Annotated in this window: 12 protein-coding genes; 5 read left to right on the top strand and 7 right to left on the bottom strand. The window is 37.0% G+C overall.

Annotated features, from left to right (window positions below):
- Positions 1-19 precede the first annotated feature (19 nt).
- Complete coding sequence (gene ung, locus AC3E9U_RS01070; RefSeq protein WP_488745056.1) at positions 20-691, bottom strand: uracil-DNA glycosylase; 672 nt, start codon at positions 689-691, stop codon at positions 20-22.
- A gap of 73 nt (positions 692-764) precedes the next feature.
- On the opposite strand from ung, the gene AC3E9U_RS01075 reads away from it, so the two are divergent.
- Together AC3E9U_RS01075 and AC3E9U_RS01080 are read left to right on the top strand one after the other, a co-directional pair.
- The gene (locus AC3E9U_RS01075; protein WP_488745057.1) at positions 765-2,936 is read left to right on the top strand and encodes an endonuclease MutS2; all 2,172 of its coding nucleotides are present in this window, start codon (positions 765-767) and stop codon (positions 2,934-2,936) included.
- Between the two features lies 1 nt (position 2,937).
- Positions 2,938-3,351: a thiol-disulfide oxidoreductase DCC family protein gene (locus AC3E9U_RS01080; protein ID WP_488745058.1), complete on the top strand. Its 414-nt coding sequence runs from the start codon at positions 2,938-2,940 to the stop codon at positions 3,349-3,351.
- A 50-nt stretch (positions 3,352-3,401) separates the two neighbouring features.
- On the opposite strand, the gene AC3E9U_RS01085 is transcribed toward AC3E9U_RS01080, so the two are convergent.
- From AC3E9U_RS01085 to aroC, 3 genes are all read right to left on the bottom strand, one after another.
- Positions 3,402-4,970: a choice-of-anchor J domain-containing protein gene (locus AC3E9U_RS01085; RefSeq protein ID WP_488745059.1), complete on the bottom strand. Its 1,569-nt coding sequence runs from the start codon at positions 4,968-4,970 to the stop codon at positions 3,402-3,404.
- Between the two features lie 100 nt (positions 4,971-5,070).
- Complete coding sequence (locus AC3E9U_RS01090) at positions 5,071-6,021, bottom strand: T9SS type A sorting domain-containing protein (protein WP_488745060.1); 951 nt, start codon at positions 6,019-6,021, stop codon at positions 5,071-5,073.
- A gap of 173 nt (positions 6,022-6,194) precedes the next feature.
- Positions 6,195-7,250 carry a chorismate synthase gene (gene aroC / locus AC3E9U_RS01095; protein WP_488745061.1) on the bottom strand — a complete coding sequence of 352 codons (1,056 nt, stop codon included), beginning with the start codon at positions 7,248-7,250 and terminating at the stop codon, positions 6,195-6,197.
- A gap of 148 nt (positions 7,251-7,398) precedes the next feature.
- Here aroC and AC3E9U_RS01100 point away from each other — a divergent pair, with 148 nt between their 5' ends.
- The 3 genes from AC3E9U_RS01100 to AC3E9U_RS01110 all read left to right on the top strand — a co-directional run bounded on the left by AC3E9U_RS01100 (position 7,399) and on the right by AC3E9U_RS01110 (position 9,703).
- Positions 7,399-8,229: a UDP-2,3-diacylglucosamine diphosphatase gene (locus tag AC3E9U_RS01100; protein WP_488745492.1), complete on the top strand. Its 831-nt coding sequence runs from the start codon at positions 7,399-7,401 to the stop codon at positions 8,227-8,229.
- 52 nt (positions 8,230-8,281) lie between these two features.
- Positions 8,282-9,076: a hypothetical protein gene (locus tag AC3E9U_RS01105; RefSeq protein ID WP_488745062.1), complete on the top strand. Its 795-nt coding sequence runs from the start codon at positions 8,282-8,284 to the stop codon at positions 9,074-9,076.
- 105 nt (positions 9,077-9,181) lie between these two features.
- On the top strand, positions 9,182-9,703 hold the full coding sequence (locus tag AC3E9U_RS01110; RefSeq protein WP_488745063.1) for a hypothetical protein: 522 nt from the start codon (positions 9,182-9,184) through the stop codon (positions 9,701-9,703).
- A gap of 44 nt (positions 9,704-9,747) precedes the next feature.
- Here the strand turns inward: AC3E9U_RS01110 and bshA are convergent, their stop codons facing one another.
- From bshA to AC3E9U_RS01125, 3 genes are all read right to left on the bottom strand, one after another.
- Positions 9,748-10,881, bottom strand: coding sequence for an N-acetyl-alpha-D-glucosaminyl L-malate synthase BshA (bshA, locus tag AC3E9U_RS01115; RefSeq protein WP_488745064.1), 1,134 nt, complete (start codon positions 10,879-10,881; stop codon positions 9,748-9,750).
- A gap of 67 nt (positions 10,882-10,948) precedes the next feature.
- The gene (locus AC3E9U_RS01120; RefSeq protein ID WP_488745065.1) at positions 10,949-11,419 is read right to left on the bottom strand and encodes a DUF1801 domain-containing protein; all 471 of its coding nucleotides are present in this window, start codon (positions 11,417-11,419) and stop codon (positions 10,949-10,951) included.
- Positions 11,420-11,450: 31 nt separating this feature from the next.
- On the bottom strand, positions 11,451-14,360 hold the full coding sequence (locus AC3E9U_RS01125) for a serine hydrolase domain-containing protein (RefSeq protein WP_488745066.1): 2,910 nt from the start codon (positions 14,358-14,360) through the stop codon (positions 11,451-11,453).
- Positions 14,361-14,366 lie beyond the last annotated feature (6 nt).

Genomic DNA, 14,366 nt, shown 5'->3' on the forward strand with positions numbered 1-14,366 from the left:
ACCGCACCGGTGGATTTTTTTACCATATAATTTCTGTTTTTCCATTTTTCTTCAAGAAGGCGTTGGCTTTGCTAAAATGCTTATTACCAAACCATTTACCCTGATTTGCGCTTAAAGGTGACGGATGGCCGCTTTCTAGAACAAGATGCTTTGTACGATCAACTTTCAGCCCTTTTTTATGGGCGAATCCACCCCAAAGCAAAAAAACAATATTTTCTTTTTCATCGGAAATTTTCTTGATAGCAGCATCCGTAAAAAGATTCCACTTTAAATGTTTGTGACTGTTAGCTAAATCCTTCCGAACGGATAACCCGGCATTTAAAAGCAATACTCCCTGATCGGCCCATCGCTCTAAATTCCCTGAAGTCGGAAAAAAAATGCTGTCGAAATCGTCGTTTATTTCTCTGAATATATTGCGTAGAGATGGAGGAATCGGTACACCATCATTAACCGAAAAGCACAATCCATTCGCCTCCCCATCCCCATGATATGGATCCTGCCCGATAATAACAACTTTCAGATCACCCAAACCGCAGTGTTTGAACGCATTAAAAATTAATTCTTTCGGCGGGAAACAAATATGATTTTGATATTCTTCATCTACAGACAGCATCAGGTCAACAAAATACTTCTTTTGTGACTCGGTATTAAAAAATTCCTGCCAGGAAGAATGAATGGGTCCGACAAACATTTGCTAATTTTTTACAAATATAATCACTTTCTAATTCCACTACTTTGTAACTTTGAGGCTTTGATGCTATAAGATGATTTCAATAAATACCAAAACATTACAAGATTTAGAATTCAATACAGTTTTAGAAACCATTTCGGCACTGTGCAACACGGAAATCGGTAAACAAAAAGCTTTAGAAATAAAACCTTTCAATGATAAGGAAGCATTGATGGATGCTTTATTGCAGACCTCCGAATATGTTTCTTCTTATTCCAACAATAATGCAATTCCGAATCACTATTTCGACGAGATTACAAACGAAATAAAATTCCTTGCCATTGAAGACAGTTTTCTGGAAGTTGGCAGTTTCAGAAAGATTGCCACAATTTCAGAAACCACTAACAGTTTATTGGTCTTTCTTAAAAAGTTTGAGGACTATTATCCGAAATTAAACCAGAGAGCTTCTGAAGTTGAATTAACGAAATTCATCATTCAGAAAGTGGACGAAGTAGTCGACAAATATGGAGAAATCAAAGATAATGCTTCTCCGTTACTTGTTGAAATCCGAAAAAGCATGAATCTTGTTCGCGGAAAAATAAACCATAGTTTTATTGCGGCTTTATCGAGCTATAACAGTTTGGGTTATTTAGACGATATCAGAGAAACTATTGTTGACAACAGACGTGTATTAGCCGTTTTGGCGATGTACAGAAGAAAAGTAAAAGGAACCATTTTAGGGAATTCCAAAACCGGAAGCATTACTTATATCGAACCTGAAGCCACGTTACGTTATTCAAGAGAATTGAATAATCTGGAATATGAAGAAAAAGAAGAAATCGTTCGCATTCTAAAACAATTAACCAATGTCATCCGTCCACACCTTGAACTGCTAAAACAGTATCAGGATTTTTTAAGTGATATTGATGTTGTATCCGGAAAAGCGCGTTATGCCAATAAAATAAACGGATTATTGCCAAAAATTACCGAGGAAAAAAGGTTGTTATTCAGAGATGCCTTCCATCCTATCCTATTGTTGAATAACAAACAGAAAGATGTACCAACCTATCCGCAAACCATCGAACTTGAAAACGAAAGCAGGATCATTGTGATTTCGGGTCCGAATGCCGGAGGAAAAAGTATTACCTTGAAAACGATCGGTTTATTGCAACTAATGCTACAAAGCGGAATGCTGATTCCGGTACATGAGCGCAGTGAAACATTTTTATTCGATCGCATACTTACGGACATTGGCGACAATCAATCCATTGAAAATCATTTAAGTACGTATAGCTACCGATTAAAGAACATGAATTACTTTTTGAAAAAATGCAATTCAAAAACGTTGTTCCTTATCGATGAATTTGGAACCGGTTCCGATCCTGAACTGGGAGGAGCTTTAGCGGAAGTTTTCCTGGAGGAGTTTTATCACAGGGAAGCTTTCGGAATCATTACGACCCATTACACTAATTTGAAGATATTAGCGAATGAATTGCCTTTTGCCATCAACGCCAACATGCTTTTTGATGAAAAATCTTTAGAGCCGATGTATAAGCTTCATTTGGGTCAGGCGGGAAGTTCATTCACTTTTGAAGTGGCTCAGAAAAACGGAATCCCATTCGGTTTGATCAATCGTGCAAAGAAAAAAATCGAAGGTGACAAAGTTCGTTTTGACAAGACTATTGCCAATCTTCAGAAAGAACGTTCCAAAATGGAAAAAACTTCTCAGAATTTAAAAGAAGAGGAAATCCGTGCACGTGAGGAAAGTAAGAAGATGGAGAACATCAATACAAAGATTCAGCAGAAACTGGAGAGTTATCAGGAAATGTTTGATGCGAATCAGCGTCTGATATACATGGGACAAAAAATGGATGATATTTCTGAAAAGTACTTCAGCAACAAGAATAAAAAAGAACTCATCGGAGAGTTTTTAAAGATGGTCGAAATTGAAAATTCAAAACGAAAAAAGATCACTGCTAAAGAGAAAAAAGCCAAAGAAGTAATTGAAAAACAAGTTGTTGAAGAAGTAAAAGAAAAAGTAGAGGAAATCCGTAAAGAAAAGAAAGAGAAAAAAGCCAAAGCCCAGAAAGAAGAAGCCAACAAACCGAAAATTCCTTTGAAAGTTGGAGATCGGGTAAGAATGATTGACGGAAAAGCCGTTGGAACCATTGATTCGATTGAAAAAAAGAAAGCCACTGTAAACTATGGTTTTTTCACTTCAAAAGTGGATTTAGAGAACCTGGAACTGGTTGAACGAATGAAATAACATGGAATTACCGAAAGATAAAAAAATCATACTCTTTGACGGCGTTTGCAATTTGTGCGATGTAACGGTACAAATAGTAATTAAACGGGATAAAAAAGACATTTTCAGATTTGTATCATTGCAATCAGATTTGGGAAGAGAAATTGCTCGCTATATCGGTTTAGACACAGCAAAGACAGACAGCATAATTTTGTATGAGCCGGGTGTCGCTTATCATATTAAGTCGGAAGCTGCGTTTGAAATAGCAAATACCATTGGTGGAATCTATTCTCTTTTGGGGATATTTTCAATTTTCCCGAAGTGGCTGACTGACATCGCATATGATTTTGTAGCACGAAACCGTTATAAATGGTACGGTAAAAAAGAAAGCTGTATGGTTCCCGGACCGGAAATAAAAGCTAAATTCTTAGAATAAAAAAAGCCCTGAAATTTCAGGGCTTTTCTTTTATTTATCTAATCCAGATTTTAGTTCTTGATTATCTTTTTAGTTGCAATACCTTCATTAGTATCTATGTTCATGAAATAAATTCCTGAATTTAAATCTGAAACATTGATCTGAGTTTCTGTAACACCATTAAATTCAAGAGTTTTAACTGTTCTTCCGTTAATATCAGTAATAGCTACTTTATTGATTTGCACGTTAGCATCGTTAGTAACAGTTACAACGTTGTTAACAGGGTTAGGATAAACTGACAATTTAGTTGATACAAAAGTATTTGTAGCTAAGTTTGTAGTCATAACAATTTTATCCAAAACTAAAGATGTTGCGCCACCAGTAGTTGCTGCATTGTTATGATTGAATGAGAAATAATAAACTCCTGCGCTTGGAGCAGTGAAATTAGCCGTTGTTTCAACAAAAGAAGTTCCAATAACATTTACAGTAGATAATGTTGTTGTCTGAGCTGCTGTTGTTGGTGCATTTCCAACTTTAGCTAATAATGTATTAGGTATAGCTGCGCTGGTTGAACGTGTTGAGAATTTCATAGTAACTTGCTCTCCTGCCGCTAAAGTAACAGGTCTTGAAAACAACCATCTGTTTGTAGCAGCTGTTTGTGACGAATTACTGAATACCATTTGAACTCCGTCAGCATAAAATGCAGCACCTGCAGTATTGTTTAATGAGAAATCTCCTGACCATCCATCTGCTTCAAATCCTCCATTAGCTAGAAGTGTTTCAAATCCGTATGTGTAAGGTAAGTTTCTAGACGTGAATACAGAGTAAGGCCCCATCCACATGCTACCACATGAATTTCTTACATATACCTGATATCTTGTGTTAGCAGTCAAACCAGTAAAAGTATATGAATTTGTTGGTGATGTATTTGTCGCTGTTGTTGGTGTAAAACCAGCAGTACCAATTGCCAAATCGTAGCCAGCAGCACCAGCTACAGCGTTCCAGTTAAGAGTAACCGTAGTGTTTGTTGAAGTTGCAGAAGCTACTCTGTCAGGAGCTGTACAAGTTGCATGATTCATAATGCTGATATCGTCTAAACCTAACAAAAACATATCAGTTGAAAAGTTTCTGAACGCAATGTAAACTGTCTGTCCGGCATACGCAGATAAATCTACGGATCTTCTTGTCCATGTTATATTTTCGCCGGTAGACCCAGTGGTACCGTTACCTTGAGAAAACAACTCTGTTGTAAAGTTAGCAACAGCATTTCCTGTAGTTGAAATATACACTTTATATGACTCCTTATAAGTTGCATCATATGATTGAGCATCCCAATACAACTTGTTTGTACCTGCAGGCAATACAATTGCAGGAGATACTAACCAATCGTTCGAAGTACCAGCTGGTGTATACCATGATGTACTCATTGCCACCTTATTATCAAATTCCTCAGGGTACATTACCCAAGCTGCATTTACAAAACTAACGCCAGAATTCGGAGCAAGGTTATCCTGATTATACAGAGTCCATCCCGCTATACCAGGACCTATCCCATCCCAGTTCTCTTTAAAAACCTGTGCTTCAACACAATTTGTTGCACCTAAGCCAAGCAACAGTAATGAAAGTAATTTTTTCTTCATAGTTTTCTTATTTAATTTTATCAAAAATAATTTTTTTATAGATTTAAAAAAAAAAGCCTTGATAAATTCAAGGCTTTTTTTTTAAAATATAACGAAATTCTTATTTTTTCATAATTTTCTTTGTCACAATACCTTCGTTAGTATCAATAGTCATAAAATAAACGCCCTGATTTAATTCAGAGATACCAATCTGAGTTTCGTTTACAGCATCAAAATTCATTGCTTTAACTGTTCTACCGTTAATATCTGTGATTGATACTTTATTTATCTGAATATTACCGTTGTTAGAAACATTTAAGATATTGTCTGCCGGATTTGGATAAACCGAAAATTTAGAGGAAACAAAACTATCTGTTGCTAAAGTAGTCGCAGTAACTTTAAAATCATCTACCTGAAACATGTATCTGTCATCAGAAATACAGTGGATACCAATTCTAATTGTCTGTCCGATATAAGTATTTAATGATTGAGTACGTTCTGTCCAGGCAGTATAAGTAGCCGCAGAAACAGGTAGCGGTGTAAGTAGTGTAAAATCTGAAGACTGCGTTGGATTACCGCTGCCGATATAAATTCCAATGGTAAATTTTTCAGCACCATAACAATCTGACAAAGCTTTATACCAAAAACTCAACTGTGGTGCTGTTGCTCCGACTAAACTGATAGGAGGACTGATCAACCAATCATTATTTGCAGTAGCAGTTTGTCCGTTTGATGAAGGAACTCCTGCCCAGCAAGCGGCATATTTAGCTCCGGTTCTTGGCGTAAAATTAAGGTTTTCCGTAGTTGTACAGTTTCCCGTCCCATTTTGGGTCAAAGCTGTGGTTGGATTGAAAATCTGAAATGCCTGCGGCGCGCCGGCGTTAGGCCAAGCAGGATCCGCTACTGTTCCTCCGGTATATGTACTAAGCATATCCAAATCAAGACTTCCCCATTGTCCAAAACCGGTAATCAAGAAGTCAGTATATGTATCGAAGCTATCCTGAAAAAGTGTTACCTGGGAAAATCCAAGTGATGAAACGAATAATGAAGATAAAAGTAAAAGTTTTTTCATAAAAGTAGTTTTTTTGTTGATTACACTAAGATAATTTTTTTTTCTTAATCAATTATCAAATTGACAGTTTTTTAACACAACTTATCGTTAAAAAACCATAAAAAATCGACAAAATATCAACTTTAAACAAACCTACTTCAAATTTTACAAATAAATTTCAATGAAATAACTCCCTATCGCATACTCAAAAGATGATAATCCGCTAAAACCAGTGCCGCCATCGCTTCAACAATAGGAACAGCTCTTGGCACAACACAAGGATCATGCCTGCCCTTACCTTGTTGTTCGAGCAGATTTCCCTGATTGTCCAATACTTCCTGTTTTTGGATTAAAGTAGCAACCGGCTTGAAAGCTACCCGAAAATAAATATCCATCCCGTTTGAAATACCGCCCTGGATTCCGCCCGACAAATTAGTTTTGGTCGTCCCGTCCGGGTTGTACAAATCGTTGTGTTCACTGCCTCTCATTCTGGCACCGCAAAATCCGCTTCCGTATTCAAAACCTTTAACTGCATTTATGGAAAGCATCGCCTTCCCTAATTCCGCATGAAGCTTATCAAATACAGGCTCACCCAATCCAATAGGAACATTTTGTATCACGCAGGTAATTGTTCCTCCAACGGTATCTCCTTCTTTTTTTATTTTTTTGATATACTCTTCCATTTTGGCTGCAGTCTCAATATCCGGACAACGCACGGGATTACTTTCAATTAACGAAAAATCCAGTTCCTGATAAGGTTTATCAATAAACAACTCTCCCACAGACGAAACAAAAGCAGTGATTTTAATTTCCGGAATAATATGCTTGGCAATAGCCCCGGCAACCACACGACTCGCGGTTTCCCGGGCAGAACTTCTTCCACCGCCGCGATAATCTCTTATTCCGTATTTCTTTTCGTAAACATAATCGGCATGGCTGGGACGATAGGTATCTTTAATGTGCGAATAATCATCTGATTTCTGATTAGTGTTCGGAATTACGAATCCAATCGGTGTACCGGTAGTTTTTCCTTCAAATATCCCGGAAAGAAACTGTACTTCATCAGCCTCTTTACGTTGGGTAACAATTGCAGATTGACCTGGCTTCCTTCTTTCCATTTCTTTTTGAATGCCTTCGAAGTTCAATTCAATACCGGGAGGGCATCCGTCAATTATTCCGCCAAGGGCTTCCCCGTGTGACTCTCCAAAAGTCATCAGTTTAAAAATATTTCCAAATGAGTTTCCTGCCATATTTTTTGCTGTTATTTAAACAAATATAAGTTTTTTCAAGATAAAATTTAAAAATAAGCCTCGTTTTTCTTTCTCAAGTAAACATTCCTTAATATTTGAATAACATCTAATTTATATTCAATTACTTCTTTTGCAATAAAACATGCCATTGAAAAAAAGAACTGTTGAAATTGTTGTCATTTCAGATGTACATCTTGGCACATACGGTTGCCACGCCCATGAATTACTGGACTACCTAAAAACAATCAAACCCAAAACACTCATACTCAACGGAGATATCATTGATATCTGGCAATTTAGAAAATCATATTTCCCAAAATCACATTTAAAAATTATCAAAAAAATTATCGACTTTACGTCCAAAGGAACCAAGGTGTATTATATTACAGGAAATCATGATGAAATGTTGCGCAAATTTAGCGACACCAAAATGGGTAATTTCTCGATTACCGACAAATTGGTATTGGAAATGGACGGGAAAAAAGGATGGTTTTTTCACGGCGATATTTTTGACAATTCCGTTACTCATGCAAAATGGATAGCCAAACTCGGCGGAATGGGCTATGATTACCTCATTTTACTAAACCGTTTTATAAACTGGTGCCTGGTAAAAATCGGTAAAGAACCTTACTCGCTTTCCAAAAAAGTAAAAGCCAGTGTCAAAAAAGCTGTAAAATTCATCTCCGATTTTGAAACTACCGCATCCGAACTGGCCATTGACAAACATTATGATTACGTGATATGCGGACATATACACGAGCCAAAAATTGAAGAGCGTCAGAACAAGAAAGGATCGGTAACTTATCTTAATTCAGGTGATTGGATCGAAAATCTAACGGCATTGGAATACAATAAAAAAAGATGGAAACTGTACAGACATGAACGAAACAGCATTCCGGAGGAAGACACAGAATATTTTCAATTTGAAGAAAAGCTTGCGGAGCAACTAAGTCTAACAAATATTTTAACAAAAAAATAAAGATGATTTTTCATTTTTACTATATTAGCCAAGCTAATCAATAACCAAAAAAATGAAAAAAAGAATCTACCTATTAGCCGCTATCGCTAGCGGACTGTTTTTTTCCTGTTCTTCCGACGATTCCAACGACGGAAACAACAATCCCGATACAAATTTTACCGTTCCGTTAAGCACGGGCAAATATTGGACGTACGATGTTGCTGAAGAAGCAATGCCTGACACCAGAGATTCATTATACATAAATGGTGATATCGTCATGTCAGGAAAAACATATAAGGAATTCAAAACCAAAGATGATGTGGCTACCGGCTTTTACTCTTCTTCTTTAAGAAACAATGGTGTACGAGAATCAGACAACAAACTACTGCTAACCGGTGAGTTATCATTAGCGCAAGGGCAGCAATTACCAATCGGATTAGATCTTTCATTGGTTGACTTTATCATCTTCAAGAAAAATGCAGGCACAGACGAAGTTCTTTCCACAAAATCAGGTTCATTCCAACAAACTGTTTCAGGATTACCTCTAACAATAAACTATACTTTAAAATCTAAAGGAGGTCAAAGCTTATCAAGTTTTACTACTCCCAGAGGTGAGACTTATACAAACGTGAGAACTTCAAAAATTGTCTTGAATGTAACTGTAACAACAGTATTGTCAGGCTTCACAGTTACTGTTTTACCGGCGCAGGATGTTGTAACCTCTACCCAATATTTGGCTGACGGTATCGGTGTAGCTTATTCTAAAACGATTACAACGTACACCATAAATGAAAGTATGGCTACGCAATTGGGTATACCTGCGACAGACACACGTGTGCAAGAAGAATTTTTAGATACACACAATTAATTAATTAAAATGACGTTTGGGAGTTAACTAATAAAAACAATCTCAAATCTTATGCGGAACAATTGCCTGAAAAAAGACATATTGATTCGCTAAAACAAATTACCTATGAAGAAATTAATCTTATCCACAGTAATGCTAATGGGATTATCCTATGGAGCACAAGCACAAAAATTAAAGAATGCTATTGGTTTGCGTTTAGGCGATAACGATGGATTTGGTGCCGAAGTATCTTACCAAAGATGGGTATCTACCAAAAACCGTCTTGAATTTGATTTCGGATGGAATGATTCAGAGCACTATAACGCCGTAAAATTAACGGGAATTTATCAGTGGGTTTGGAACATTGAAAAAGGATTCAAATGGTACGCGGGTCCTGGAATTGGAGTCGGTTTATGGAACAGCGATCACTACTATCACGATCACGGTCATGATTACTATTATGACCACGATGATTCAGGCGCGTTCTTAATCGCTACAGGAGATATTGGTATTGAATACAATTTTGATTTTCCGTTACAGCTTTCATTCGACTTACGTCCTGAAATTTACGTAAGTTCTGAATATAACGACGTAAGAGACAATCCGTACGGTGCCGATTTCGGTTTAAGTGCCAGATATCGTTTCTAAAATTTAATATCAAAAAAAAGGCTGTCCCAGAAAGACAGCCTTTTTTATTTAAACTTTTTTATAGCCCGTTGGTAGAGATCTTCATAAATAGGCATGATATTCATGATATCAAATTCCTTTGCCAGTTCAAAAGCATTTCTCTTAAACTTAAACAGTTCGGAATCTTCTGCTAATATTGAAATGGCATTTTTTGCCATAGATTCCACATCGCCTACATCACTCAGATAACCTGAAAACCCTTGTTTGTTAACTTCCGGCAAACCGCCCGAATTACTTGAAATAACAGGGACGCCACTAGCCATGGCTTCTAATGCGGCCAAACCAAAACTTTCCGTTTCAGACGGCAATAAAAACAAATCTGAAAAACTTAAAATTTTGTCAATTTCATTACTGTTTCCGAAGAAAATAACCTTATCCTCGATTTTTAAGTCTTCGCACATTTGCTCGGCAACTTCACGCTCCGGCCCTTCTCCTACCATCATTAATTTCGACGGAATCTGCTTTTGGATTTCATAAAACACCTTAATAACATCAGGAATGCGTTTAACTTTTCTGAAATTTGATATGTGCGTAATGATCTTCTGATTTTCGTTTGCCATCACAGAACGTTCACAATCTCCAGTGAAATCACCTGGTTCTTGTCCTATTTCAATAAAATTCGGAATTACCTCAATTTCCCTTTTAATATCGAACAGTCGGTATGTTTCATCTTTCAGACTTTGGGAAACTGATGTAACATAATCCGACTTGTTGATACTGAATGTCACAGCGGGTTTGTAAAACGGATGATTACCTACCAAAGTTATGTCCGTACCGTGCAAAGTGGTAATCATCGGAATTTTTATCCCTTCGCTTTTCAGCATTTGTTTAGCCATATAACCGGCATAGGCATGAGGAATCGCATAATGAACATGCAAAACTTCTATTTTATGAAGCTTTACCATATCAACTAATTTACTTGACAATGCCAATTCATAAGGCTGATAATGAAACAACGGATACTCCGGTACGTTTACTTCGTGATAATGGATATTCGGATTTAAAAGTGCTAAACGAACTGGCTGACTGTACGTTATAAAATGGACTTCATGACCGCGACGGGCAAGCTCTAAGCCTAATTCAGTAGCAACAACACCACTACCGCCAAAGGTCGGGTAACATACGATTGCAATCTTCATTTTCTTGTTTTAAGTGGACACTAATTTAAAGCAAAAAAGTAAGGGTTTGCCTTACTTTTAGATAATATTAACGTTGTTTTGAACTCTGATTTAAAATCGACTCGTATTTTGAAATCCAGTCTTCCACAGTCATTTTCTGAAACAATTCTCCAAGCAGATCAAACGGAATCTGATCCATTTTTTTAAATCGGATACAGCTTTTACCCATGTCCAATTTCGTTTTGACGCGTTTTGCATACTCGGCGGTAAACCAATCCAGCAAATTCTTGTCGGAATAAATGCCCATATGATATACTGCAATGAAATTCTTTTGAGAAGCAATATTCAAAAACGGAAGCGGCGTCTCAGGTTTGCAGTGATAACCATTCGGATAAGTCGAATGTGGCACTACATACCCTAACATTCCATAACCCATGGTTTCCTTAAATCCTTTTGGCAGATTATTTAAAATTACCGAACGAAGTTTTTCGATAGCTATTCGTCTGTCTTCCGGCAACGACTCAATATATTCCTGAGATGCTTTTGCTGTTGATTGCATCAAAATTGAATTTTTATCTAATGTAAAAAAATTATTTTACAATCGATTCATAAATTACTTTCTGGATATCTTCTCTGATATTTCCTTTCGACAATTTGTTTTCAGCGGCATTCGGAAAGGTTCTGTTCGATAAAAAGATATAAACCAATTCTTCTTTCGGATCAGCCCAGGCAATGGTTCCAGTAAATCCTGTATGTCCGAAGCTTGACATTGAAGTACAGCCACATGTTGGTCCTTCCCCACTCAGCTGCGGTTTATCAAAGCCCAATCCGCGGCGGTTTCCGGTACTGCAGTAGTAGCAAGTATTGAAAACATCAAATGTTTTATCCGAAAAATATTCATGATCACCATACTGCCCTTTTTGCAGATACATCTGCATCATTTTGGCAACATCCATGGAATTTGAAAACAATCCGGCGTGACCTCCTACTCCATCTTGCATAGCGGCAGCCATATCATGAACGTAACCCTGCACTTTTGTATATCTGAAATAGTTATCCATTTCTGTAGGAGGAATAAGGCTAATATCCATTTTTCTCAACGGATTATAGGTCATCGTACTCATCCCCATTGTTTTATAAAAATTATTCTGACTTAAATAATCCAGTGAATGATGTGACGTTTTTTCAAGATATTCTTTCAGAATTATAAAAGTAAAGTCGCTGTACTTGTATTGTTTCGTTGGCAACAGTTTACTCTCTGCGATACGTTTCATAATGGTATCATTGTAAGTTCTTTTCAAAAATAAATTCTCGGAAACCTGTAATGGAAATTCAGAAGAATATGTTTTTCTGTAATATTTTTTGGAAGGATGTTTTGTACTGTCAAGCGTTGACTGGTAAAATGGAATCCAAGCCTGCAATCCTGCCTGATGCGTCAGTAATTCTTTTAAATGAATATTTTTTTTATCTGTATTTTCAAATACCGGCAGCATATCACCCAGTTTTGTTTCCAAAGTTATCTTATGCCTGTCATAAAGCTGCATCAGGTTTGGTAATGTGGATAGGATTTTTGTCAATGAAGCAAGATCATAAACATCCTGATTTGTCACTTTCACCTTTTTTGTATAGTCCTGATATCCGAATGATTTCTGATAAATCACTTTTCCTCTTCTGGCTACCAAAATCTGCATTCCCGGTGTCATATTTCCGTCAAGAGCTTTTTGAGCGAGAATATCAATTTTCGATAGTATTTTAGGATTCATCCCCACTCTTTGCGGAGTTGAAAAGGACAAAATATTGTTTGTCTTGATTGTTTTAAAGCCATCACCAACTTTAAAGAAATTATTGATAGAAACCGGAATTTTACCTTTTGCTTCTGTAGCTCCAAAAATAATCTCTCCGGCAACTGTTTGAGCAATGTCGTTGTTCTGATATGCCAGAACTACATTTTTAATATTTCCGAAATAATAAATCGGCAACAAAGTATAAGGTTTTGCAAAAACAGCTAAAGTAACATTGTTATGCTTTGAAATCGAATCCAGAAGTGCCAGCTCATTTGTTTCGAAATTGTGTTTTTTCCATGCTCCGTCTGCTTTATGGAAACCGACGATCACTTTTGAATATCCTTTCAGTTCCTTCAGAAGCAGGTGAATACTATCCACATAAACTTCGGTCACGGGTGCATAGGTTTTTAACGAATTCAAAAAAGCCTGGTTTTTATCATCACCAAGTTTAATATATGCTATTTTTTCGTTTTCAACTTTTTTGATAGGAAAGTGGTTTTCTTCCTTTTTTAAAACGGTTATGGCACTTTCGTACAATTCATAATTCAGATCTTCATATTCCGGTGCGTTCAGATCTTCGTATAGGTTATTAAGCTCAATTGGCTTGTAATTTGATAATCCGGATCTGAATTTATACTTAAGGATCTTTTTAACTGACTGCTCTAAACGTGCATCAGTAATTAAACTGTCAGTATAATATGCATTACAGAATTTATCCACTGCCACCGGAACATTTTCCGCGAAAAGCAAAATATCGTTTCCTGCGAGAAAAGCTTCCAGATCAATATCGCCGGGTTGCTTGAAATTGCTGGCACCCTTCATATTCAAGGCATCCGTAAAAATCAATCCGTTAAAACCCAGTTCTTTCTGCAAAACATCGGTAACAACGTGATAAGATATTGAAGTTGGATATCCTTCTCTTGATTCAAGACTCGGAACATTCAAATGCGCGACCATAACACTTGCCAATCCTTCTTTGAAAAGTTTTTTATAGGGATAAAATTCTACCTCATTCAAACGCTCTTTGGAAAAATTGACAGATGGCAAGGTATGATGGGAATCCGTTGCGGTATCTCCGTGACCCGGGAAATGTTTCCCTGTTGCAAAGACTCCTTCACTCTGAATTCCCTTCATCAGAGCCAATGCTCTATTAGTAACATTTTCTTTATTTTCTCCGAAGGAACGATTCCCGATAATCGGATTGTTCGGATTGGTATTGATATCCAAAACCGGAGCGAAATTGAACTGCAGTCCGAGACGTTTTGTTTGCTTAGCCATCTGCTTACCCATTTTTTCGATGAGTTTCAGATCCTGAACCGCACCTAAGGTCATATTCCAAGGATAGCGGTAAGTCGAATCAAGACGCATACTTAATCCCCATTCAGCATCAATACCTACAAAAAGAGGAATTTTTGATTTTGACTGATATCTGTTGGTCAGTTTTGCCTGACGGATCGGCCCGCCCTGAAAAAAGATAAGACCACCGATTTTATAATCTTCTATAAGTTTATCAATCGACTTCACATGCTCGGCATCTTTGTTAGAATAAGCGGCAACCATAAAAAGCTGGCCCACTTTTTCCTCAAAAGTAAGTTGATTGTAAATGCTGTCTACCCAGACTTTCTCTCTCGCTAACGTATGGTTATTGAAATAAATTTCGTCCTGGGCAAAGGCAAACTGGCTTATAAAAACTATTATAAAAAGGAAATATCTCATTTAAAA

Source organism: Flavobacterium sp. 21.1, assembly GCF_057801535.1.